The organism is Lysinibacillus sp. GW247-5R2A, assembly GCF_059424475.1.
Genome location: NZ_JBWKZL010000012.1, coordinates 152,550 through 175,956, shown reverse-complemented (window position 1 = coordinate 175,956; position 23,407 = coordinate 152,550). Strand labels below are relative to the sequence as shown.

19 protein-coding genes are annotated in these 23,407 nt (G+C 37.4%); 10 read left to right on the top strand and 9 right to left on the bottom strand.

Going from position 1 to position 23,407, the window contains the following annotated elements; genetic code table 11:
* Positions 1-52: 52 nt before the first annotated feature.
* The gene (locus AC07YC_RS18565; RefSeq protein ID WP_036122805.1) at positions 53-1,195 is read right to left on the bottom strand and encodes an acyl-CoA dehydrogenase; all 1,143 of its coding nucleotides are present in this window, start codon (positions 1,193-1,195) and stop codon (positions 53-55) included.
* Positions 1,196-1,315: 120 nt separating this feature from the next.
* The gene (locus AC07YC_RS18560; RefSeq protein WP_494920107.1) at positions 1,316-1,933 is read right to left on the bottom strand and encodes a TetR/AcrR family transcriptional regulator; all 618 of its coding nucleotides are present in this window, start codon (positions 1,931-1,933) and stop codon (positions 1,316-1,318) included.
* Positions 1,934-2,307: 374 nt separating this feature from the next.
* On the opposite strand from AC07YC_RS18560, the gene AC07YC_RS18555 reads away from it, so the two are divergent.
* The gene (locus tag AC07YC_RS18555) at positions 2,308-4,497 is read left to right on the top strand and encodes a DNA topoisomerase III (RefSeq protein ID WP_336636165.1); all 2,190 of its coding nucleotides are present in this window, start codon (positions 2,308-2,310) and stop codon (positions 4,495-4,497) included.
* Positions 4,498-4,735: 238 nt separating this feature from the next.
* On the opposite strand, the gene AC07YC_RS18550 is transcribed toward AC07YC_RS18555, so the two are convergent.
* From AC07YC_RS18550 to AC07YC_RS18530, 5 genes are all read right to left on the bottom strand, one after another.
* Complete coding sequence (locus AC07YC_RS18550) at positions 4,736-5,806, bottom strand: glycosyltransferase family 2 protein (protein WP_494920106.1); 1,071 nt, start codon at positions 5,804-5,806, stop codon at positions 4,736-4,738.
* 174 nt (positions 5,807-5,980) lie between these two features.
* On the bottom strand, positions 5,981-6,730 hold the full coding sequence (locus AC07YC_RS18545; protein ID WP_494920105.1) for a hypothetical protein: 750 nt from the start codon (positions 6,728-6,730) through the stop codon (positions 5,981-5,983).
* Between the two features lies 1 nt (position 6,731).
* Entirely contained in the window at positions 6,732-10,514 is a 3,783-nt protein-coding gene (locus AC07YC_RS18540; protein WP_494920104.1) for a DEAD/DEAH box helicase, read from the bottom strand.
* Positions 10,515-10,632: 118 nt separating this feature from the next.
* Positions 10,633-11,187, bottom strand: coding sequence for an NADPH-dependent FMN reductase (locus AC07YC_RS18535; RefSeq protein ID WP_069479900.1), 555 nt, complete (start codon positions 11,185-11,187; stop codon positions 10,633-10,635).
* A 119-nt stretch (positions 11,188-11,306) separates the two neighbouring features.
* Positions 11,307-12,152 carry an oxidoreductase gene (locus AC07YC_RS18530; protein WP_494920103.1) on the bottom strand — a complete coding sequence of 282 codons (846 nt, stop codon included), beginning with the start codon at positions 12,150-12,152 and terminating at the stop codon, positions 11,307-11,309.
* Between the two features lie 221 nt (positions 12,153-12,373).
* On the opposite strand from AC07YC_RS18530, the gene AC07YC_RS18525 reads away from it, so the two are divergent.
* The 5 genes from AC07YC_RS18525 to AC07YC_RS18505 all read left to right on the top strand — a co-directional run bounded on the left by AC07YC_RS18525 (position 12,374) and on the right by AC07YC_RS18505 (position 16,697).
* Positions 12,374-13,420: a PseG/SpsG family protein gene (locus tag AC07YC_RS18525; RefSeq protein ID WP_494920102.1), complete on the top strand. Its 1,047-nt coding sequence runs from the start codon at positions 12,374-12,376 to the stop codon at positions 13,418-13,420.
* A gap of 204 nt (positions 13,421-13,624) precedes the next feature.
* The gene (locus AC07YC_RS18520) at positions 13,625-13,810 is read left to right on the top strand and encodes an SE1832 family protein (RefSeq protein ID WP_336636160.1); all 186 of its coding nucleotides are present in this window, start codon (positions 13,625-13,627) and stop codon (positions 13,808-13,810) included.
* A gap of 34 nt (positions 13,811-13,844) precedes the next feature.
* Complete coding sequence (locus AC07YC_RS18515) at positions 13,845-15,410, top strand: ABC-F family ATP-binding cassette domain-containing protein (RefSeq protein WP_036122779.1); 1,566 nt, start codon at positions 13,845-13,847, stop codon at positions 15,408-15,410.
* A gap of 412 nt (positions 15,411-15,822) precedes the next feature.
* Positions 15,823-16,227, top strand: coding sequence for a transcriptional regulator Spx (gene spx / locus AC07YC_RS18510; protein ID WP_008176149.1), 405 nt, complete (start codon positions 15,823-15,825; stop codon positions 16,225-16,227).
* A gap of 23 nt (positions 16,228-16,250) precedes the next feature.
* Positions 16,251-16,697, top strand: a complete 447-nt coding sequence (locus AC07YC_RS18505; RefSeq protein WP_008176151.1) for a MarR family winged helix-turn-helix transcriptional regulator — start codon at positions 16,251-16,253, stop codon at positions 16,695-16,697.
* A gap of 113 nt (positions 16,698-16,810) precedes the next feature.
* Here AC07YC_RS18505 and AC07YC_RS18500 read toward each other — a convergent pair whose 3' ends face one another.
* Positions 16,811-17,359 (bottom strand): RNA polymerase sigma factor, encoded by a 549-nt coding sequence (locus tag AC07YC_RS18500; RefSeq protein WP_008176154.1) that lies wholly within the window; start codon positions 17,357-17,359, stop codon positions 16,811-16,813.
* Between the two features lie 319 nt (positions 17,360-17,678).
* Positions 17,679-18,812: a LuxR C-terminal-related transcriptional regulator gene (locus AC07YC_RS18495; protein WP_494920101.1), complete on the bottom strand. Its 1,134-nt coding sequence runs from the start codon at positions 18,810-18,812 to the stop codon at positions 17,679-17,681.
* A gap of 193 nt (positions 18,813-19,005) precedes the next feature.
* On the opposite strand from AC07YC_RS18495, the gene AC07YC_RS18490 reads away from it, so the two are divergent.
* The 4 genes from AC07YC_RS18490 to AC07YC_RS18475 all read left to right on the top strand — a co-directional run bounded on the left by AC07YC_RS18490 (position 19,006) and on the right by AC07YC_RS18475 (position 23,400).
* Positions 19,006-19,761, top strand: a complete 756-nt coding sequence (locus AC07YC_RS18490) for an SDR family NAD(P)-dependent oxidoreductase (RefSeq protein WP_336636157.1) — start codon at positions 19,006-19,008, stop codon at positions 19,759-19,761.
* Positions 19,762-19,781: 20 nt separating this feature from the next.
* The gene (locus tag AC07YC_RS18485; RefSeq protein WP_036222705.1) at positions 19,782-20,525 is read left to right on the top strand and encodes an SDR family NAD(P)-dependent oxidoreductase; all 744 of its coding nucleotides are present in this window, start codon (positions 19,782-19,784) and stop codon (positions 20,523-20,525) included.
* Positions 20,526-20,816: 291 nt separating this feature from the next.
* Positions 20,817-21,743: a serine O-acetyltransferase EpsC gene (gene epsC / locus AC07YC_RS18480; RefSeq protein WP_336636156.1), complete on the top strand. Its 927-nt coding sequence runs from the start codon at positions 20,817-20,819 to the stop codon at positions 21,741-21,743.
* 274 nt (positions 21,744-22,017) lie between these two features.
* Entirely contained in the window at positions 22,018-23,400 is a 1,383-nt protein-coding gene (locus AC07YC_RS18475; RefSeq protein ID WP_494920100.1) for a dipeptidase, read from the top strand.
* Positions 23,401-23,407: the final 7 nt, after the last annotated feature.

The following is a 23,407-nucleotide window of genomic DNA, read 5'->3' as shown; positions in this document are numbered from 1 at the left end:
AAATGCTCTATGCAACACAAAGCTGATCCCAGACACATTGAGTTGAAAATCATTAACAGCCAATTAAACGAGAAATAACAAGACGTTGAATTTCAGATGTTCCTTCACCAATTTCCATTAATTTAATATCACGTAAATGACGTTCTACATCGTATTCTTTCATATATCCAGAACCGCCATGAATTTGAATGGCTTGATTACACGTACGGAAGCCCATTTCAGAAGCAAATAATTTAGCCATTGCTGCTTCTTTACCAAATGGTTTCTTTTGATCTTTTAGCCATGCCGCTTTATGTACAAGCGTACGAGCAAGCTCTATTTCCATCGCCATATCTGCTAATTTAAATTGAATGGCCTGTAGCTTCGAAATAGGTGCACCAAATTGCTCGCGTTCTTTTGCGAACTTCAGTGCCTTCTCATAAGCTGCCTGTGCAATTCCGACAGAAAGAGCTGCAATTGAAATACGACCACCATCTAAAGTGTTTAAAAACTGGCTAAAGCCTCGCTTTTCATCGCCTAATAAATTGGATCGAGGAACGCGAACATTTTGTAAAACAATCTCACATGTATTAGAACCTCGGACACCCATTTTGTCGTAGTTACAATTAATCGTTACACCTGGAGTATTCGTTGGCACAATAATAGAAGAAATAATCTTTTTGCCATCCTCGCGTTTACCAGTCACCGCAGTTACAATAATTTGTCGAGCGTATCCTGCATTGGTAATCCAGCATTTTTCTCCATTAATAACGTAATCATCTCCATCAATGACTGCCGTAGTACGTGTACCGCCTGCATCTGAACCTGCATTAGGCTCTGTTAAACCGAATGATCCTAATGTCTCACCCTTTGCCAATGGAACAAGAAATTCCTGCTTTTGCTCCTCCGTACCAAAGTTGTAAATGGGCGAAGCTCCTAAGCTAACAGCAGCTGCATAACTTAAGCCTGTGCCCCCACATGCACGGCCAATTTCCTCTACAGCTAAAGCGTAGGACACCGTATCACCACCTGAGCCACCATATTCTTCAGGAAATGGGATACCCAACAAACCTAGTTCTGCCATCTTTTTAAAGCTTTCTATTCTCATCGTCGATGTCTCATCAACCTCACGAGCATACGGTTTAATCTCTTTCTCAGCAAAATCACGTACCATGTCTCGGATCATCACTTGCTCTTTTGTTAATTCAAAATTCATCTCTAATCCCCCTAATGTCAAATTTGCCATAGTAGATTTAGCTCAAAGATAATTTACTTCAAGTAAATACCGACTAGTCGGTTTGTAAAAGCAAATAATAAAACCAGTGTTTTCTACTGGCTACCCCTTTATCATAAATTGCTTTGCTTCCTCCATTGCTTGTTCTGTCACAATCGCACGCAATACCATGTCGGTAAAAACATCTGTAATTTGCTCCATTGTTAATGGCCCAGATTGCTTAAACCATTTATATGTCCAGTTAATCATCCCCACAATCGCCATCGTAACAATGGTACAAGGCAATTCTGTACGAAAAACCTTCGTTTCTTGGCCTTCTGCTATCACTTTTTGCAAGATGTCCCGATAATGATCTCGTTTTTTATGAATAATCTCACTATACTCCTCTGAGAGTGAACGACTTTCTTCATAAAAAATTGTAATATGTGCTTGATACATATCAAATACTTGTGTCAGCGTTTGTAGCATCGCACATAACCGTGTAATGGGCGTGTCGTATTTGTCATATGAATCCTGTGATTGTTGAATAACATACGAAATAAAGACATCATGAATTTCATACAGCAGTTCATCTTTTGATTTAAAATTATGATAAAATCCACCCTTTGATGCCCCTATATATTCAACGATACGATCAACAGTTACATTGTGATAACCATCCTGCTGAAACAGCTCAACTGAAGCGTCTACAATTCTTTGCTTTAATGTTTTCTTTACCATAGGCCCTATCATCCTTCATCTAGCTCTATACTCCATCACTCCTTATAATCAGGAAAAACAACTCTCTTTCATAAAAGTATTCTATTTTTTCCTAATTATAAAAATACTATGACAATATAAATATAGCATTCTCAAAATTTGGTGTCTAGCAACAAATAGATTTTTCCTTTTAATACGAGCATAAAAATAACATTAAACAGAATTTAAAGAACTAGAAACACATACATACCATATGTGATTCAACTCAAATTCATGACAATTTTTTATATCAGCCTTTCTTTATCCATTAAAACCATTTTCCATTGCTGTTCAACTGCTAACCCCCTCAACCTATGCTATATTTATTAACATGGAACTATGAAAGGGTGTTAACAATGGCAAAAAGCGTAGTAATTGCTGAAAAGCCTTCTGTAGCACGTGATATTGCGCGTGTACTGAAGTGTAATAAAAAGGGAAATGGCTTCCTTGAAGGAGATCAATACATTGTTACTTGGGCGCTTGGACATCTTGTCACACTAGCTGACCCAGAGAGTTATGATGTGAAATATAAAACGTGGAATCTTGAAGATTTACCCATGCTACCTGAACGCTTAAAGCTGTCGATCATTAAACAAACAGGAAAGCAATTTAATGCGGTCAAAAGCCAGCTTATTCGCAACGATGTTCATAATATTATTATTGCTACTGATGCTGGACGTGAGGGTGAATTAGTCGCTCGCTGGATTATTGATAAAGTAAAAATCAAAAAGCCACTTCAACGTTTATGGATTTCATCAGTAACTGATAAAGCCATTAAAGATGGCTTTGCTAATCTAAAACCAGGGAAAGCTTATGATAATCTTTATGCTTCGGCTGTAGCCCGCTCTGAGGCAGATTGGTATATTGGACTGAATGCTACACGTGCTTTAACTACGCGTTTTAATGCACAATTAAACTGCGGTCGTGTACAAACACCAACAGTAGCGATGATTGCCTCTCGTGAAGATGAAATTAAAAATTTTAAAGCACAAACTTATTATGGTATAGAAGCACAAACAACGGATCAATTAAAGCTTACTTGGCAGGATCGAAATGGTAATAGCCGAAGCTTTGATAAAGAAAAAATAGAAACATTAGTGAGAAAGCTCGGGAATAGCAATGCTACCGTAGCAGACATTGAAAAAAAACCTAAAAAATCATATGCACCAAGCCTTTATGATTTAACAGAGTTGCAGCGTGATGCCAATAAAATCTTTGGCTATTCCGCGAAGGAAACATTAAATATTATGCAAAAGCTTTACGAACAACATAAAGTGTTAACTTATCCACGTACGGATTCCCGCTTTATTTCTCAGGATATCGTCGCTACTATACCTGAACGTTTAAAGGCATGTGGTATTGGTGAGTATCGCCCAATCGCTAATAAATTATTAGCTAAGCCGATAAAACCAACAAAGGCCTTTGTTGATGATAGTAAGGTTTCTGATCACCATGCAATCATTCCAACAGAGAGCTATGTGAATCTTTCTGCGTTCTCAGATAAGGAACGTAAAATTTATGACCTTGTCGTGAAACGCTTCCTAGCTGTGTTACTTCCTGCTTTCGAATATGAGCAACTAACGCTGCGTGCAAAGATTGGTGATGAAAGCTTTATTGCTCGTGGGAAAACAATTTTATCCGCTGGTTGGAAGGAAGTATACGAGCATCGCTTTGAGGATGAGGACACAGCAGATGATGTGAAGGAGCAAATTCTTCCACGCATCGATAAGGGAGATATGTTAAAAGTTAAACTACTTGCTGAAACATCCGGTCAAACAAAACCACCAGCTCGTTTTAATGAAGCAACATTGTTATCAGCTATGGAAAATCCGACAAAATATATGGCGACTAATGATAAAAAACTAGCAGATACATTAAAATCTACAGGTGGGCTTGGTACAGTGGCTACACGAGCTGACATTATTGACAAGCTTTTCAATTCATTCTTAATTGAGAAGCGCGGTGGCAAGGATATTTATATTACTTCTAAAGGCCGTCAATTATTGGATTTAGTGCCAGAGGAATTAAAATCCCCTGCCCTTACAGCAGAGTGGGAGCAAAAGCTTGAACTTATTGCAAAGGGCAAGCTCAATAAAGATGTATTTATTAATGAAATGAAAAACTATACAAAAGAAATTGTCACGGAAATTAAGGGCAGTGATAAAAAATATAAACATGACAATATTTCTACTAAGTCTTGTCCAGATTGCGGTAAACCAATGCTTGAGGTTAATGGCAAAAAAGGTAAAATGCTTGTCTGCCAGGATCGCGAATGTGGTCATCGTAAAAATGTGTCACGTACTACTAATGCACGCTGTCCTCAATGTAAGAAGAAATTAGAATTACGTGGTGAAGGGGATGGCCAAATTTTTGTGTGTAAATGTGGCTATCGTGAAAAGCTTTCTGCCTTTGAAGCAAGACGGAAAAAAGAAGGCGGTGGCAAGGTTGATAAGCGTTCCGTACAAAAATACTTAAAGCAGCAAAATAATGAGGAACCTGTAAACAATGCACTTGCGGAGGCCTTAAAAGGTTTAAAGTTAGATTAACGATAAAGAGCAAATTCACACCGAATGTGAATTTGCTCTTTTATTATGCATACTCAAATCCACTAAACATATCTTGAATTAACTGAATATTCTATATATAAAAGGAGGTTTTTAATGGAAGCAAAAAATTTTAGGCCTCGTAATGTGATTTTTATGACGATTGTTGTTGGTGTATCTGTGTTCATTGGTCAAGCTATTTATGTTTTGTTTATTGATGTACCATTCCCTTAATAGAGATTTATATCTTTAAGCGACTGAGTAGATATTTTTCATTTTCTTTGATTTCCGAATGATTCGGTTTCCATTTTTGTGCCTCTAGGTTATGTTGATAGGCATTTTCGAATAATCGTAACTCCCTATATAACAAACTTAGCTGTAAATGAGGTAGCCATGTTGAGTAAGCTCGTTTTTGAATAGTCATTGAATCGACGGAAGCTTGTTGCAAAGCTTGGGAGTACCAATAGATAGCCTCTTTATGTTTCGATTGCTCCATAAAAAATAGGCCCATTCGGCAACATGCTTCTGGCTTTGGTCGATCATACAAAAAAGATTGTAAAATAGCTTGTTGAGCGTGATGATCATCCTGTAACAATCGATAGCATTCCCCTATATGCAAACATGCTTCAATACGATCATCTGTAGCGCCTAATTCGCCATCTAGAAATTTATTGTATTGATTTATGGCTTCTAAATAACGTTTATGCAGCTTTAATTCATTTGCATAATGAAACGAATCCCTTGCTGAAAGAGCATGCCCCTTTTGAATTAAACCTTCATAGATACATAAGTTGCGATGAATATCCTTTGTTAACGGTAAATGTGTGACAGCTATATCACTGTGAAGGTGATGACCAGATACCTTTAAATATTCATGGACGGCGCCCTGCCATTGAAAGTGATTGCCTCTTTTTACTAGACGATACTTTCGCTCACTGCACTCCACTACCCCATCGTCATCGAGTACTAGGTAATGATCCATAGTGACTGTATCAACAGTTGGATACAATGATTGCTTTAATAGTAATAATTTATGTTGGTTTTCCTTTGTCATAATATCGTCTGCATCTAGCCATAAAATATAATCTTTTGTTGCCTGCTGAAAGGAAAAATTGCGTGCATTTGCAAAATGATCACACCATGGAAAATCAAAAATGCGAGAGGTATAATTTTGGACAATATCTTTTGTACGATCAGTTGACCCTGTATCAATAATATTTATCTCATCCACTATTTGCCGAACCGAATCTAAGCATCTTTCAATCGTACATTGTGCATTTTTAACAATCATACATAAACTAATCGATACCATCTGTCCCCTCCTTATCATGTAGTAATATACTATGCTAGTTCATCCATTTATCAAAACATTTTTTCGATATCACCTCACTTTTAGGGCTGACCTCGGGAAATAAAAAAACTACACCTCCATTGTTAGATGTGTCTAACAATGGGGGTGCAGTTTATCCACGCTCGTTTTTTCGTTCTATAAATATTGCTCACGCCACATCAATTGTTCTTTATCAGTAAGTTGTTGTTCTAGACGATGGTCCCATTGATTTAACAACATATTCCACACACGAACAAATAGTATATCTTGCTCCTTATCATAAAGGATAAATTCTAGGCATGGACTATCATTAATTTGTTGGGCCTCTACTTCAACAACTCTTGCGATCATTCTTTGTGAGTTGCCTGTTTCCTCTTTATCCGCTTCTTGTAAGGAAGCTATAATGAGTGATTCATCAAATTGCTCCTGTTGTTCAGCTTCCTTATCTACATAACGATAAAGCTCTGGTAACTCATCATATTCATCATTATTTACATCACTAGTCAAAAATGATTGATGACAAGGACTAAAGTAAAGAGTGGATGCTTCTACCTCAAGCTCCTCTTCAAAGATACCTTGTTCAAGCTGTTGCTGCCCTTTTTCTGTTAGCTTAAAGAAGCCTTCCTCATTTTTCATAAGACCTACGCGAATCATTAAAGACATCAGGTCTTCGATAAATAATGGATCTACAAGCAATAATTCGCTCAATTCTTCCACATTTCCAAAATCCGCCTCTTGAATGCTTAGTAGCAGCATTGTCATTAAGACATCCATTGTGGAACGGCGAACTGGCTCGTACGTTACATCCACTGTACGAATTGGAATACACCATTCAGCCGTTTTGACAATTTTAATATTGCGATTTTGTTGCAGCTCACGCATTAATCTTTGCTGTAATTTTGACACTCTACATCACCAAACCTTCATGATTACGCAAGCCTTCGTAGGATTTTACAGTATTTAATAACTGGGTATACATATCTCTTGTATCTTGATGTTTTGCACGTTTCGCAAACATGTCTGCACTTCCTACAAGTAGTAGTAACTCCCGAGCACGGGATAGAGCGACATTTAAGCGACGATAATCTCTTGCAAAGCCAATATCCCCACCCTTTGGTGTATTACGAACCATACTGACGAGAATTACGTCCATCTCCATACCTTGGAATTTATCAACTGTCCCCGTTCTAAATTGTAAATGCGGTAACTGTAGCTCCTGCTGAAGGAGACGATTTATTTTCTTCACTTGCTCACCGTAGAAGCTAATGACTCCAACGCTTTTCAAGGCATCCTGTGGCATACGCCCTGCTTCTTTTGCTGCTCTCACTGCATCATTTAGGTCTAGCAAAATACGACGAATTGTTTGTAATTCCCCTTCATTATAACGGCTTGTGCCACCCTTTACCTGTTCCTCTAAATAAGGTTTTTCGGTTGGAATATCAATCCATAATAAATGGTCATCACGTTTGACAAATTGCCCCTCTAAGCCATGATCTCTCGCCGAATCTGAGTCTGGCAAACCACATTGCAAGCCATTTTCTTCTTGCGCGTAAAATGGGGTAATACTTTGCATAATTTTTTCATGCATGCGGTATTGAAGAGCTAGCATTTGCTTATGGGTTTGAGGCAGATTATTGAATAGGCGCTCAAATAGTGATTCACGTAGTAAACTTTTCAATTCCTGTGCGCCTTCAAAATTTGGATTTTCTTCTAGCATCGCCTTCAATGTTTCCTCCAATGTATCGTCACCTAGTAGGGGTGGTAGCTGGTGATGATCCCCTACCAAAATAACCTTTTTCCCCTTCAGCATCGGTAATAATAATTCTGGCGGTGTTGCCTTTGAGACTTCATCAATAATGACAACATCAAAGGTTGGGTAATTTTCCATAAACTCTTTACTCGCCGAAGCTACACATGTGGTACCAATAACATTTGCATGTCGTACATACAATTTTCTAATTTCATCTAAATCATATTCAGTAGCATTTTGTAGTTTTTCTCGCCATTGCTCTTGCAATTTTTTTCGAAGTGGTAGTTGCTTTTCCTGACGCTGTAAATCATCAATAGCTTGCTTTGAAGTTTGAATAGCTTCCCTAACCTCTTCTGCTGTTCGCTCTGGCGTCGACTGCAATAGCTTCGTATATGTGGCCAATTGCTTTTCCTTTTTCAATCCCGCAACATTGATCTCCTTTAACCGCTCTTCCATTTGAGATAGCAGTAGGTCTACTTCCTCCAAGCTAGCTTGTACGGTTTGCAGTGAAGCTTGTTTTGGTACTAATTGAACGCTAGCCTGTTCAACTCGTTCTAGTTGCTGATTGGCTTCCTGAAGAGATTCTCGTAATTGTCCCATAAGAATTTTTAAATAATCAACGGATTCCTCTGGCACTTCTTCCAATAGGAAGTTGCTTGCTAGCTGTTGTAATCGCTCTGTATGCTGTATAAATGGCTGCAATTGACGCTGAATGCTTTGTACATCAAAGCTTGTAATGGCACACTCTTGATGCAGTAAGCTAACAAGATTTTTTCGGAATGACTCGTATTCTTCGTCTTTATGGTCTTGTTGCTGCTTAAGTGCCATTCCTTTTTGCCATACAAAATCACGACGCATATAGAGTCCCAGTAAATAGCTTTCAATTTCATGAAGGGCAGGCGTTTGATCGTCTTGAAATGCCTTGTTTAATTGAGCAAATACACCCGTAAGGTTTTGTAAAGAAAAGGATTGCACAGGCTGTAATCTACTTTTTGCTTGCGCTTGCTCCTTCACCTCATCCATCACTAACTCCTCTAGCTTTGCAATGGCCTTTTGGAGACGACTATTAATGGTAGACCATGCCTCTAAATCTTTTGCATCCTCTAGATGTTGTATTCGATTCATTTGCTGCGAAAGGACATGAGAAAGACGAATTTGGTAATGCTGTAAATATCGTTGGATACGCTCATAGGACGTCAATGTATGGACATACTTTTGCGCTTCCTTCATGATGATGAGACGATTATTTTCTGTTTCATATTTTTCTTGTATATCTTGGAATTGAACTGTTAATTGCTGTTTTTGCTCCAGCAATTCTTTATATTGAGCAGCTGCCTCTAATTGCTCCACTTTTTGTGAAGTCTCTTGAATGGTAAGCTGTAGATTTTCAATTGAAGGATGATCAGCAAGTGTCTGTTCAAGCTGCTGTATAATGGGCTTTATTTGGGCGAGCTGCTTCTCATAATGTTCTTTTTGAGCTTCATATGTCTGTTGCTCTGTTTTGGCAGCTTTTAAGTCTTTTTTTAACGCTTGAATTTCCTGCTGTATAATGGGCTCTTCAATAACAGCCTGCTCTTTAGCGGCCATTTCCTCCATCAATTCCTCAAGCCATAACTCTAATTTTTCAAGCTCAGCTTTTGCTTTGGTCAAATTGTCCTTGTACGTCTGCTCACGTTCAGGAAAGACCAAGATTGCCTCTTCAATTGCTGCCAATGTTTGCTCGCGCCACTGCAGAGCTACATTTTCTTCAATAAATTTTTTTCCCTCTTCCTCAATACTTTCCGTTCTACCATAGCGTAAAATTCGAATTTCTTGATTGGAAAGAAGCCGTCCTAAAGCATTATCTACCGCTAGATTTGACTGAGAAGCAACAAGAGTTTTTAAACCCGCTTTCACATTTTGCTGACAAATCTCTGAAATGACAGTTGTTTTCCCTGTACCTGGTGGACCTTGTATGACAAATAAATCTTCAACAGATAAAGCGCCTAAAACCGCTCGTCTCTGATATCCATTTAAATTATTATGCAATTCAATATCTTCTGGAAGCTTCGATGCTCGTACAGAAGGACGTTTTTCAAATAGGATCGTCTCTAAATTAGGATTAACAGCCTCACCCTTTTCTAGCTTGGTAAAGCCATTACGTAATCTTCTAATTTGACTTAATGTTGCAAAGTTGCTGAAGCTCGCTTGTTTCGAACGAAGATTAAGCTGATCCTTGCGAGCCAATTCTTGTGTAAAAGGTTTTAAATCAATTTCAACTGTTTGCTTTCCAGCATGAGTCTTCAACACTTGCCCTATTTCACCACGAACACCTTGAATACTAACACTCAAGCCTTCTAATTGCTTCCATTCCTTATTCTTTATGTAGGGACATACAAGCGTTAAGCGTGTAAAGTCTTCATTGAAATAGCTTTGCTTAAATTCACTATGAATATCGTCAATAGTTGCATCGCGCTCTTGTATTTTTAAATAACCTTCCCAGCTAGCAATACGTTTTTTTACATATTCTGTCCGTTCTTCCGCAATCGGTAGCTGTCTAATCTTCGTATGAAGCTCCAGTGGAACGCCTGCTCCGTTATTAGGCTTTGTAACAAATTGCAATGCTGCTGCTAAACGGCGATTTGTATTAATCGGACCACGCATATGCACAAAACGAATATTTGTCGCTAGTAACCCTTCTAGCTTTAATACACAGTCCATAATCACCGTTTTCCCGGAAATACTATCACTTAATTTTTCATTGTCTTCAGCATTAAAATAGATAGATAAAAATATTTCACCCACTGTTTTTGCTTTGCGTTTTTCAATGTAGACCGTAAAAGATCTTTGTAACGCAAAAAAGGCATGCTCGTTTGCTGAGCATTCCTCTACCGCTTCCTTTGCCTTATTAGTCAAAATAAGACAACAGCGTTGTTTTTCTAGTAAAGCGATGTCCTGCATGAGCAGCCCTCCTTCCAGTGTCACTAAAGTTTTATTTTATCACATACTAAAAGAATACTTACAAAGAAAAATCCCCTGCACAGTGATTTCTTACCACCGTGCAAGGGTACTATTACTATTAATGTTGATCGATTGTTTCCTTCGGCAAGTTCTTGCTCATCTCACAGTATTGAACAAATACACGCGCTAATTCACGTAAACGGCTATGAACATCCTCATCCACAATATGATTATCTGCATCAAAATGGGATGTATGTGTATACACATAGTTCGGTGTAACAAGAGCACGGAAGTAGTCTAAAATAGGTTTTAATTGATTTTCAACAACAAGATGGTGTTGATATGTGCCGCCATTTGCAACGATAGATACAGGTTTATAGCGCATTGTTTTAGGGTGTAGGAAGTCAAATGCATTCTTCAAAACGCCCGGAATGGATGCTTGGAAAATGGGCGTTGCAATAATATAAGCATCCGCTTCCTCAAATTGTTGGATCATTTTCTTCATATCATCATTTAATGGTGAGCCATCAACAATTTGATGTTTATATTCACTAAAATGCATCATTTCTAAATCGAAACTAGCATCTAATTCTTTAATATATTGTTCCACTTGCTCTAAAATAGCACCAGTTTTTCGACCAAACATTGTGCCATCAACGAGTAAAATTTTCATCTTCACTTTGCCTCCACATTCATCTTCTACAATAATATTGTAACAAATGAAAAGTGGCTCGGAAAGAATAGGAATGAGGAAAGCAAGAAATTCAGTCTTTAGGCGGAAAACAAGAAAAATTACTCTTTATCATTTGGTCTAAAACGAACTTCTTTATCGACAACCTTATCGTGGATAGTATATTTCTCACGGTCAATCACTACATCGCGATTAACTTTGTCCTCTTCATGAAGTGAATCTGCTTTTTTAATTTTATCCCAATTAAATAATGTCTCCCTCGAAACATCTTCTTCTGCCGTTTCTGGAAATGTCAATCTTGCTAATTCATAAGAAGGATATATCGTCACTGGTTGTTGCTTACCGTGTAGCGCAATAATCATCATTGCCTTTGCAACTTGAGTGGCTTCAATGGCTCTAGAGCGCTTTAGTGGTCCTATTAACAAAGGCTTGGCCAGTTTTAATACCTTTTCTCCTATCTTTTCCCCTAAACGAAATTCGTTTCGTTCTCCTACTAAGAGTGAAGGTCGAATAATAGAAAGCTGCTGTAATCCCAACTCCATTAAATCATGTTCTAGCTTTCCTTTAACTCGGTTATAGTAAAATGGAGAACTCTCATTAGCACCCATTGCAGTGATGACAAGAAAATGAGGAATCCCACGCTTTTTCGCCAATGAAGCAATCGCTAAAGGATATTCAAAATCTACCTTTTCGAACACCTTTCGAGAACCTGCCTTTTTTATAGTTGTGCCTAAACAGCAATATAGCTCATGTGCAAATGCTATATCTTGTTCCTCTAACCTATCAAAGTCACGAATTTTCACTTCTAGCTTGGGATGCTTAAAAGTTGGTTTTCTTCTCGCGATTACTGTCACGGATACATATTCATCATTTTCACATAATTGCTCTACTAGAGAGGAGCCCGTTAATCCTGTTGCTCCAACTACAATTGCAGCACGCATACCCATACTTCTTCCCTCCTTTCATCATCACCATCTTTGTCATGCATTTTAATAAACTCACTATATATATCGACCACTTTTTAAATGATTAAAAGTTATTTACCGTACCTATAAGATAGCTATTTGAAAGATTTATTTCAAAAGATCATTGATCAAATCCTAAATTTTACACATACTTGCTCTTTCTTCGCCATAATTTAAAGAGACAGAGAAAGGGTGGGATACATTTGCAAAAAGAAACGCAAGCAATAGTACCGAAAAAAACGATTGTTTTCATTATTGAAAGCTGTATTGATAAAGGGCTGTATCCTTTTGAACGGGTTTCAACATTAGCTAAGCTACTGACGAATGAGAAGGTTTTTATATTTGTCAAAACTCCTTCAAATGACGGGATTCAAATTTTAATGAATGAGGGTCTAACCCCCGTTTTATTTGATCATTTTAATGAACTGCCTAAGCAAATGAAGGGCATTCAGCCAGATTTAATTGTCAGAGATGGCCGCAATTCCGAGGCTTTGCAAGTACAGGATTTACGACCTTTCTGCAAAACAATTATTCACTTTGATGATTTTGGTGAAGGTGGTCAAGCCTGTGACTGTGTACTACTAGCACTCTATCACGAGGTAAAAGATTATTTACCGTCGCATTATATTGGCGGGAGCTTTGTTTTTGCACTACCCGAAGACTATCAAAACTTTAGCGATAGACCTGAAAGCAAAACACCTGAAAATCCTCCCCATATCGTTGTAGCTTTTGAAGATGGGGACGAGCATAATTTAACCTATCGTACACTTCGACACTTAACACAGCTCCAAATTCCACTACAAATTACAGTTATGATTGACGACAGCTACCGCCATGCTATAGACGACTTGCAAATGATGGTTTTAAGTCGTCGCAACACAGCCATCCTTCGTGATAAAAACGCGCTTCTCAAACTTTTACCAAAAGCAGATGTTATTATTTGCAATGCCAATTATACGCCTTACAAAATTGCCTCTTATGGTGTGCCATGCATTACGCTTGCACAATCGGAGGCAGAGCTATTACATGCTTTCCCAAGAGAACAGAACGGTTTTATTCATCTAGGGCTAGGTCGTAAAATGAAACAATCACAAATACAAAATGCTGTTATGGAGTTTCTTTTACATGAAGCACGCAGTGAACGTGCCGTAAAAAAACAACGCCAGCTCAATCTCGTTAGCAATAATGAAACACTCTTAGAACTACTTTTAGACTTTGCTTATGATCGTCATAATATCGCTTCTACTTAGTGCTACTTCAAAGACGATTATGATACAATATATAAGAAATTTTCACTTTAGCATCTCATCTTATAAAAGTTGGGACTTATGTAAGTTCAAAGTTTTTCAGTTCCCGATTGATTTTAATGACTAAGCGGTGGGGGATCAATAAAGCCCCCATCGCTTTTTACACGCATTCGCTATACAAATATTCTTAAAAAAGGAGCAACTATCATGCCAACCAAAAATGATTTAGAATATCAAATTAAAGAATTAAAAATGGACTATATCAATTTACAAGGCGATATTGAAAAACTTGAGTCTACAGGACACAACGATCAAGTAGCACAGGCAGAGCAACGTCTTGCAAATATGGAATTGAAGCTTGCAGAGCTGAATAAGCAACTTGCAGAACTATAAAATGTAAACTTGAAAGACAGTTGGAGGAACATATATGGCAATTTTAACAGTAGAAAATTTAGGTCATTCATTCGGAGATCGTACACTTTTTAAAGATGTATCGTTTCGTTTAGTAGAGGGTGATCATATTGGACTCGTTGGGGCAAATGGTGTAGGTAAATCAACTTTAATGGGCATTATCACTGGTCAAACAATTCATGATGAGGGAAAAGTGGAATGGCTCCCTGGTACACATTATGGTTATTTAGACCAACATACCGTACTCACAGCTGGTAGAACGATGCGCGATGTATTGCGTGACGCTTTTCTACCCTTGTATAAAAAAGAAGAGGAACTCAATGAAATTACAGGTAAGATGGCTGAAGCTACACCTGAAGAATTAGAAGTTCTATTAGAGCAAATGGCTGAGGTTCAAGATGCGTTAGATGCAGGTGACTTCTATTCACTCGATATGAAAATTGAAGAAGTTGCGCGCGGGCTTGGGCTCGATGCTATCGGCTTGGAGCGAGATGTGGCTGCTCTTTCTGGTGGTCAACGTACAAAGGTTTTACTAGCTAAGCTGTTATTAGAAAAACCGAAAGTTCTATTATTAGACGAGCCTACAAACTATCTTGATGAAGAACATATTACATGGCTAAAAAACTATTTGAAGAACTATCCATATGCCTTCTTATTAATTTCGCATGATACAGAATTTATGAACGAGACGGTGGATGTCATCTTCCAACTCGAATTTTCAAAGCTAACTCGTTATACAGCAACATACGAAAAATTCTTAGAGCTTGCTGAAATCAATAAGCGTCAGCATATTGACGCGTATGAAAAACAACAAGAATTCATCAAGAAGCAAGAGGATTTTATTGCCAAAAATAAAGCGCGATACTCTACTACTGGCCGTGCCAAATCTCGTGCCAAGCAGCTTGACCGTTTAGAGCGAATTGATCGCCCAGAAACTGCTGTAAAGCCTGAGTTCGGTTTTAAAGAAGCACGCTCATCAGGTCGCTATGTTGTAGAGGCTGAAAATTTGGTGATTGGTTATGATAAAGACAAGCCATTACTTCCCCCACTCACTTTTGCGATTGAACGAGGAGAGAAGATCGCTTTAGTCGGCATGAATGGTGTAGGTAAATCAACATTATTGAAAACAATGCTTGGTAAAATTAATCCTCTAAATGGCAAAGTGATCCGAGGAGATTACCTTTATCCCTCTTACTTCGAACAAGAAGTAAAAGCGGAAAAGATCACACCAATTGATGATGTTTGGAATGCCTTCCCTTCAATGGAGCAGGCACAAGTACGTGCTGCCTTAGCGAAGGCTGGCTTAAAGACTGATCACATTACACGTCCACTGAATTCATTATCAGGTGGAGAGCAAGCGAAAGTTCGTTTATGTAAATTAATGATGGAAGAGGCAAACTGGCTTCTTTTTGACGAACCAACGAACCATTTAGATGTGGATGCAAAAAATGAATTAAAACGTGCGATGAAAGAATTTAAAGGCACTATTGTACTTGTAAGTCACGAACCTGATTTCTATGATGGTCTCGCTACGAAGGTCTGGGATGTTCAAGATTGGTTTACTTCTGGACAACAAGGCTAAATATAAAAGGGTAGTCTCAAATATCATTTGGGACCACCCTTTTTTTCATTTGCGAAATTCCACAAATAATTTTAAGTTTTTATGTATACTTCTCGTCATTTAATCATACTATAATCAGTGGACTGATATTTTTTAGCTTGTCATTTCTCTCCTCTTGGACAAGCCTATGTTTCATGTAGTCCCTATTCAATTTCCCTAAACTTACATCATTGTAAGCTGTGAAAATGAAACTTTTTATGATGATCTTCGTATATGTTAATATACCTGAAAAAAATCATGGTGTTCTAGATATTTTTTTTAAATAGCTATTGATTTATATATAGCTTACTAGTAAGATATATATATAAACAAATTACCTTACTAATAAGATATTTATAAAATATAATCTAAAAAAGAAAGCGAGGAATGAAGAATGACAGTTACAATTTACTCACAAGCGAGCTGTTCTTCATCCAGAAAAGCACTTAAATGGTTAAAAGATCACAATATTGAATATAAAGAAAAACGTATCACTTCTCATCCACTTACACTTGCAGAGTTTAAAGAAATTTTAAGCATGACTGAAGATGGAACAGATGAAATTATCGCAACAAATTCGAATGATTTTAAAAACTTAAATATCGATATCGACCAACTTTCTATTCAGGAGCTATTTGCTATTATTCAAGCACATCCAAGAATGTTACGTAGCCCTATTTTAATAGATGAAAAACGTATTCAAGTTGGTTACAATGAGATGGACATCCGCCGTTTTATCCCACGCAAAGTACGTGCTTACGAATTAAATGCGATGACAAGATTGGCACAAGAAAGTTAAAACAGTTTTGGAGATGACCTTCTATGGATCAAGAAAAACAAAAAGCCATTACCTCGTTGTTTGAAGTTGTTTCATCTATTGAGCGTAAGTGGGCGAACGAGTGGAATAATCATAATGCGCTCGGCTTTTCAAAATCCCATATTTTAATTTTAGACTACTTATCGCAGGAGGGCCCGAAACGCCCTTCTGCTATTGCTGAGCGGTTAAAGGTAACGACAGGTGGCGTCACCGTTTTAACAACGAAGCTTATCAATGCTGGCTTTATTGAAAAAACACAGCACGCTACAGATCGACGAGCATCACAGCTCGTTATTACTTCTGAGGGCGAGAGCATCTTAAAAGAGTCTCGCCAACAAGTGAGTGAAATTATCAACAATATGTTTGGAATGCTCACTGCTGAAGAACTGCAAACATTGCGCACTATTTTTTCAAAATGTCTATTGGATGTTGAATCCAATCGTCCAGAATAAAGTCTTAATAATAAAAAGATGCATCGCAATTATATGCGAATGCATCTTTTTTTAGATTAGTCGACTGAATACTTCCGTCTAAGTACGTATGGTGTGCGACCAATCAGCTTTAATCATGCTGGTAGCACAGATTCCACAATGGCCGTATCAGACATAAGCATTTCTTTTAATCGAGCCTTTGCACGGAATAAACGAGATTTCACAGTACCAATGGAAACTTTCATAATTGTAGAAATTTCTGCAAGTGAATATTGGTCTATGTAGAAATACCATAAAGTCTTTCTATAAATGCCATCTAATTGCTCCATTTTATCTTGTACGAGTTTTGTGACAATATCCTTTTCAACCTTTTCTTCTGTTGAAATTTCATTATTGGGAACCAAATCTAATATCGGTACGTCTAATGTTTCAGGTTGGTTCATCATATATTTACTGCGACGAACCTTTTTACGATAGCGATCTCTGAAAGTATTCATTGTAATAGTTGTAAGCCAAGCCTTAATATGCTCTACTTCAGCTACGCTGTCTTCATAGCGCACGACCTTTACCCAAACTTCTTGCATTAAATCTTCAGCCTCTACATTATTGCGAGTTAGTTTTAAACATAAGTGATATATATAACGATTGTATTCCTCGTATACGCCTTCTAATTTTTCATTCATTGTGTATGCCTCCGCTTCTTGTTCTTGCTTCTATACACATTCTCGCAAAATAATGTATTACACTCTATCGTATTGGCTTTCAATTTCATTACAATCGTGTAAGCTTAATCGCTTTTGCTTGTAATATTCGTAAAAAATGTTTTACTACTAAATTACTCAGCCTGTAAAACACGTCTCTATAACATTAAACCCCTATTTTGATTGCTATATTTTTAATAATAATTATTATCTGAAAATTAAAAATATGCCCCTTTAACAATGACTTGTAAAGTAAGCAGATGTATTTTATAAAATAGATTACATATTTATTTCCCCTTGGCTAACTTAATAGCCCTAAACGAAAGGCGGAAGCAACGACCTGTGTTCGATTTTTAGCTTTTAGCTTTGTCATTAAACTACTTACATAATCTCTTACCGTATGCTCACTTAGAAATAGTAATCCCCCAATTTTTTTATTGTCATATCCCTCTGCAAGTAAACCTAAAATCATGGACTCCCTTTCTGTTAAGTGCAGTTCTGTATTCTTTTCAGCCTTCTCACCCTTACGTGATAAAAATAAACCCAACCGCTTCCCTACTTCTTCAAGTAACAATAACTCATCCTTTGTACAATCAAATTCTTCACCTAGCTGATCAAATGTCAGCCAACCAAATAATTGATCCTGTTGAATAATTGGGATAAATATAATCGACGATAAATTAAATAATTGTATATGTTCTTCCTTCACATAATTTTTGGGGTTTTTTAAATAAATAGGTTTTCTTGAGCCAAGAACTGTATTTTCACCGGTCAGCTCCCCTTTCATGCTCTGAACCTTTGGAAGCTCAGCACCAATAACCCCGTAAAATTGATTGGACCATGGCACATAGGCATAAAATACACATCTTTTATAACTAAAATACTCTTCACATTTCTTTAAGATATAAGCTAAATCCTGATAACCAGAGGAACTGATAAGCAATTTATCAAGTTTATCCAACAATTGCAGCCGTCCCAACTCCTTATTTTCAGGGGTAGTTCTACGACTATTTTTATGCTCTACTTCGGCATCACAGTAAAGCTGTACTAAAAATGTAAAAATCGATAATACATACATGAGTATGGCATTCATTCGACTAATTTTCTGCTGAATCATAAAAGTGATCAATGATTTCTCTAAAATCAATTGGAATAGAAGAAAGCTTCTCGTATCGATAATGGATAACTGTGATTGAAGCCATGTCTTAAAAAAGCTCCTAAAATCATCATGAAGCTCTTCGATATTCGTATGCGTCATTAAGCGTAGAAACGAATCCAGTAGCATTGCCACTCTTTCTCGATCGGCTTCAGCAATAGAAGGTTCTAGATTGAGGTAAATATTCGTATTCTCTTCAATTTGTTTATTATGAATTTTGATGAATAACACAAATTCCTGAAGTGTCATTTCTTCAAAGGATTGAAATGAGTGTGTCATAGGAAATTCCTCTCCTTCATACTAAAAATACCCCTATAAATGGAGGATACTCACTCACTATATTATACAGCATCTTATAGGATAGTATTTCAAATTGAAAGGAGTAAGATGAAGGTATCGCTAAAATAAAGCGAATACTTTTAAATCCTAAGGTAACCATATAACCAGAAATAATGGAAGGTGCGTGCTTGAAATGAGATTGGAAAATAAAGTAGCCGTTATTACAGGCGGAGGTACAGGCATCGGGAAAGAAACTGCACTATTATTTGCGAAAGAAGGAGCAAAAATAGTCATTACTGATATAAATGAACAATCTGGGAACGAAACTGTTAGCGATATCCAAGCAATTGGAGGCGAAGCATTATTTATACGTCATGATGTAAGCAATGAAGATGATTGGAAAAAAGTTGCAGATGAAGCGATTCATACATTTAATAAAGTTGATATCCTTTTCAATAATGCAGGCATTTATATAATTAAACCACTTGCGGAAATTGAACTTTCTGACTGGAATCGGTTAATGTCCATCAATGTAACTGGTGTTTTCCTTGGTATGAAACATATCATGCCGCTTATGGCTAAACAAAATAAAGGCTCTGTCATTAATGCATCTTCTATTGCAGGCTTAACAGGTGCTGCTGGACACGTTTTATATGGTGCTAGTAAAGGTGCTGTGCGCATTATGACAAAGGATGCAGCAATGGAATATGCCCCATATGGCGTACGTGTAAACTCTATTCACCCTGGCTATATCGATACAGGAATGGCCGATTATGCATCTGCAACAACTGGAAGCTCTAAAGATGAATTAGGAAAAAACTTATTCCCATTAGGACGTTTAGGTTCTGTAAAAGAAGTGGCTCAAACAGTGCTGTTCTTAGCTTCTGATGAATCCTCCTTCTCAACAGGTGCCGAATTTGTTATTGATGGTGGAGCAACAGCAAAATAAATATTAAGGTGGTCATTGACATGAAATTAACAGATAAAGTAGCAATCGTCACTGGTGGAGCTAGCGGTATCGGTGAGGCAACAGTTCGCCTCTTCGCCCAAGAAGGTGCACAAGTAGTCATTGCCGATTTTTCAGAGCGCGGACAAAACATCTCTGAACAATTAAATAACGATGGTTATGATACGCTCTTCGTAAAAACAGATGTAACAAGCGAAGAAGATATTAAAAACATGATAAAGGAAACTATTAATAAATACGGAAAACTTGATATTATGTATGCGAATGCAGGTGTAGCTGACGATGCACCCGCTCACGAGTTATCTTTTGAAAAATGGAAAAGAACCATTGATATTAATTTATCCGGAGTATTTCTTTCTGATAAATATGCTATCGAACAATTCCTTGCGCAAGGAACAGGTGGTGTCATTGTTAATGCTGGCTCTATCCATAGTTTTGTTGCCTTACCAAATCCAACAGCCTATTCATCTGCAAAAGGTGGTGTAAAACTATTAACACAAAACCTTTGCACAGCTTATGCAAAACAAGGCATTCGCGTTAATGCTGTATGTCCTGGCTATATCGACACACCTTTATTGGCTGAAGTAGACGCTCAAAAGAAAGAATATTTAGCTTCCCTTCATCCACAAGGTCGACTTGGTAAACCAGAAGAGATTGCCAAAGCTGTTTTATTCTTAGCAAGCGATGATGCAAGCTTTGTTAATGGTACAACACTCCTTGTTGATGGCGGCTATACTGCTCACTAATTAAAAGTTTACGGGTCTGAATTCGGTATTGTTCCGGATTCAGACTCTTTTTATTTGATTAAAATTCTCCCAGTGCTAATCGGTCTAGATCATAACAAGAAGCAGTAAGCTTTAAAAGCAGTCGTATTTTATGGTAAAACAATAGAAGATTATTTAATTGCAACTCCACATGCAGGTATTTTTTCTATAATATAAATATTAATATATTTTAAAGCTAAAAGAGTTGCTATTACATGAAATGCTTTGTACCTTTATTACATCAGTTATTATGAAATTGAGGGGTGTTTTACAATGAGTTTAAATGATTGGCTAAATGAAAAGGTCCCAGAAATTACAAGTTCATTAAGTGATATTAACCGACAGTATGTTGATATTGAAAATTCAATTGGCTTTGTTGGGCGCAATCAAATTTATAAAATCTTAGATAATTTTCATGAAGTACTGTTCCCAGGTATCCATACTGCTCCGCCCATCGATACTACACGCGTCAATATTGTAAGTAGTAATAAATTGCGTGAAACGGCATTGGATTTACGTGATATGATCGAAAAAGTTTTAATTTACAATTTGGAGTACAACAGCAATCTTGAAAACTGTACTTGTCAAGCGGATGCAGATCGTATTGTGATGGATTTAATTTCACAATTCCCAAAAATTCGTAAAACCTTGCAAACAGATATTCAGGCAGCGTACAACGGAGATCCTGCTGCCCTTTCTACAGAAGAAATTTTACTAAGTTATCCATCGATTGTTGCGGTATACATTCACCGTATAGCACATGAATTATATGAAGTGGGCGTACCCATTGTCCCACGTATTATGTCTGAGTATGCACATAGTTTAACAGGAATCGATATTCACCCAGGAGCGACAATTGGTGAATCCTTCTTTATCGATCACGGCACAGGTGTCGTAATCGGTGAGACATGTATAATCGGCAATAATGTTAAAATATATCAAAGTGTAACATTAGGGGCATTAAGCTTCCCTCTTGATGAAAATGGTAATCCAATTAAAGGAATTAAACGTCATCCGAATATTGAAGATAATGTTGTTATTTATGCAGGAGCAACCATTTTAGGTGGCGAAACGACCATTGGTCACGATTCGGTGCTAGGCAGTAACATTTGGCTAATGAATTCAATACCACCCTATTCCCGTGTGTACAACTCACCACCAACACCTAACATCAGTAGTAGTAAATCGAAAAATGTTTAATTCTTTCTTTAAGTAAATAAAAATTGCCCTCACTTATAGACACCTATTGAAAGACACTGTAAAGAATTTTTGCTACAGTGTCTTTCATTTTTCCCTACATCTATTCGTCCGTTACATAGCTAAAGACATTCAAAAACAACCATTGGCCTTGTTATAAAATGGTTGATGTCCCCCTATTAGAGCTTATTTATTTATGAACCCATGTTAATACTTTCTAGTTTTGATATGCTATACTATTTCTATTATCGAAATATATTAGAAAGAGGGATGCTAGATGACAAATTTACAGCAAATTGATGCTTATTTTGCTGAACATCGTGAGGCTCATTTAAGCGAATTGAAAGAATTTTTACAAATTCCAAGTATTAGTTCTTTATCTGAGCATAAGGAAGATATCCAGCATGCTGCACAATGGCTTGCTAATGCATTTGAAAAATTAAATCTTGAGAATATCTCAATTACACAAACTGCAGGTCATCCAGTTGTCTATGCCGATTGGTTACATGCAGAAGGCAAACCAACTGTATTATTTTATGGTCACTACGATGTACAACCTGTTGACCCATTAAATTTATGGGAGAGCGAACCGTTCAATCCTACCATTCGTGACAATAAATTATTCGCTCGTGGTGCTAGTGATGATAAAGGGCAAGTATTTATGCACTTAAAAATGATTGAAGCTTTATTTGCAACAACAGGAACTTTACCTGTAAACGTTAAATTTATTTATGAAGGTGAAGAAGAAATCGGTAGTCCGCATCTACCTTCCTTTGTTGAGCAATATAAGGAAAAATTAGCTTCGGATCTTATTTTAATTTCTGATACTGGACTTTATGGTCCTGGTAAACCTGCAGTATGCTATGGCTTACGTGGTTTAGCAGGCATTCAAATTGATGTGCGTGGAGCTAAAGGAGATTTACACTCAGGTCTCTATGGTGGAGGCGTGCAAAATGCTATCCACGCATTAGCTGAAATATTAGCATCCTTCCGTGACGAGCATGGCACCATTCAAGTGGAAGGTTTCTACGATAATGTATTACCTTTAACAGAGGAAGAACGTGAAGCTTATCGTGCACTTGGTTTTGATGAGGAGTCAGTAAAACAAGAGGTTGGTGTAAAAGAACTATTTGGTGAGCAAGGGTTTACCTACCTAGAACGTACTTGGGCTCGTCCAACATTAGAGGTTAATGGGGTCTTTGGTGGTTTCTCGGGAGAAGGCATCAAAACGGTATTACCTGCTGAAGCAGGCGCTAAAATTACATGCCGTCTCGTTCCAAATCAAGAGCCGGACGAAATCGTTGCGCTATTAAAAGCCCACGTTGAAAAGCATAAGCCTGCTGGAGTGGAAATTAACATTTCGGAATTCGATAAAGGCCCTGCATTCTTAACACCATTTGATCATCCGTTCATTCAGGCAGCTGGACGTTCTTATGAAAAGGTCTACCATGTACCTACTGCTTACACACGTGGTGGCGGTTCTATCCCTATCGTCGCTGCATTTGATGAAATTTTAGAAATCCCTGTAGTATTAATGGGCTTCGGTTTATCTAGTGAAAACTTCCATGCACCTAATGAGCATTTCCATTTAGAAAACTTTGATAAAGGTTTACGCGTTTTAAGTGATTATTTATATGAAGTTTCGGAATTACAAAAATAATTTTCTA

Excerpts from the sequence above, each read along its gene's own strand:
- AC07YC_RS18565 (WP_036122805.1), bottom strand. The coding sequence starts at position 1,195 with ATGAATTTTGAATTAACAAAAGAGCAAGTGATGATCCGAGACATGGTA.
- AC07YC_RS18560 (WP_494920107.1), bottom strand. The coding sequence starts at position 1,933 with ATGGTAAAGAAAACATTAAAGCAAAGAATTGTAGACGCTTCAGTTGAG.
- AC07YC_RS18555 (WP_336636165.1), top strand. The coding sequence starts at position 2,308 with ATGGCAAAAAGCGTAGTAATTGCTGAAAAGCCTTCTGTAGCACGTGAT.
- AC07YC_RS18550 (WP_494920106.1), bottom strand. The coding sequence starts at position 5,806 with ATGGTATCGATTAGTTTATGTATGATTGTTAAAAATGCACAATGTACG.
- AC07YC_RS18540 (WP_494920104.1), bottom strand. The coding sequence starts at position 10,514 with ATGCAGGACATCGCTTTACTAGAAAAACAACGCTGTTGTCTTATTTTG.
- AC07YC_RS18535 (WP_069479900.1), bottom strand. The coding sequence starts at position 11,187 with ATGAAAATTTTACTCGTTGATGGCACAATGTTTGGTCGAAAAACTGGT.
- AC07YC_RS18530 (WP_494920103.1), bottom strand. The coding sequence starts at position 12,152 with ATGGGTATGCGTGCTGCAATTGTAGTTGGAGCAACAGGATTAACGGGC.
- AC07YC_RS18520 (WP_336636160.1), top strand. The coding sequence starts at position 13,625 with ATGCCAACCAAAAATGATTTAGAATATCAAATTAAAGAATTAAAAATG.
- AC07YC_RS18515 (WP_036122779.1), top strand. The coding sequence starts at position 13,845 with ATGGCAATTTTAACAGTAGAAAATTTAGGTCATTCATTCGGAGATCGT.
- spx (WP_008176149.1), top strand. The coding sequence starts at position 15,823 with ATGACAGTTACAATTTACTCACAAGCGAGCTGTTCTTCATCCAGAAAA.
- AC07YC_RS18505 (WP_008176151.1), top strand. The coding sequence starts at position 16,251 with ATGGATCAAGAAAAACAAAAAGCCATTACCTCGTTGTTTGAAGTTGTT.
- AC07YC_RS18500 (WP_008176154.1), bottom strand. The coding sequence starts at position 17,359 with ATGAATGAAAAATTAGAAGGCGTATACGAGGAATACAATCGTTATATA.
- AC07YC_RS18495 (WP_494920101.1), bottom strand. The coding sequence starts at position 18,812 with ATGACACACTCATTTCAATCCTTTGAAGAAATGACACTTCAGGAATTT.
- AC07YC_RS18490 (WP_336636157.1), top strand. The coding sequence starts at position 19,006 with ATGAGATTGGAAAATAAAGTAGCCGTTATTACAGGCGGAGGTACAGGC.
- AC07YC_RS18485 (WP_036222705.1), top strand. The coding sequence starts at position 19,782 with ATGAAATTAACAGATAAAGTAGCAATCGTCACTGGTGGAGCTAGCGGT.
- epsC (WP_336636156.1), top strand. The coding sequence starts at position 20,817 with ATGAGTTTAAATGATTGGCTAAATGAAAAGGTCCCAGAAATTACAAGT.
- AC07YC_RS18475 (WP_494920100.1), top strand. The coding sequence starts at position 22,018 with ATGACAAATTTACAGCAAATTGATGCTTATTTTGCTGAACATCGTGAG.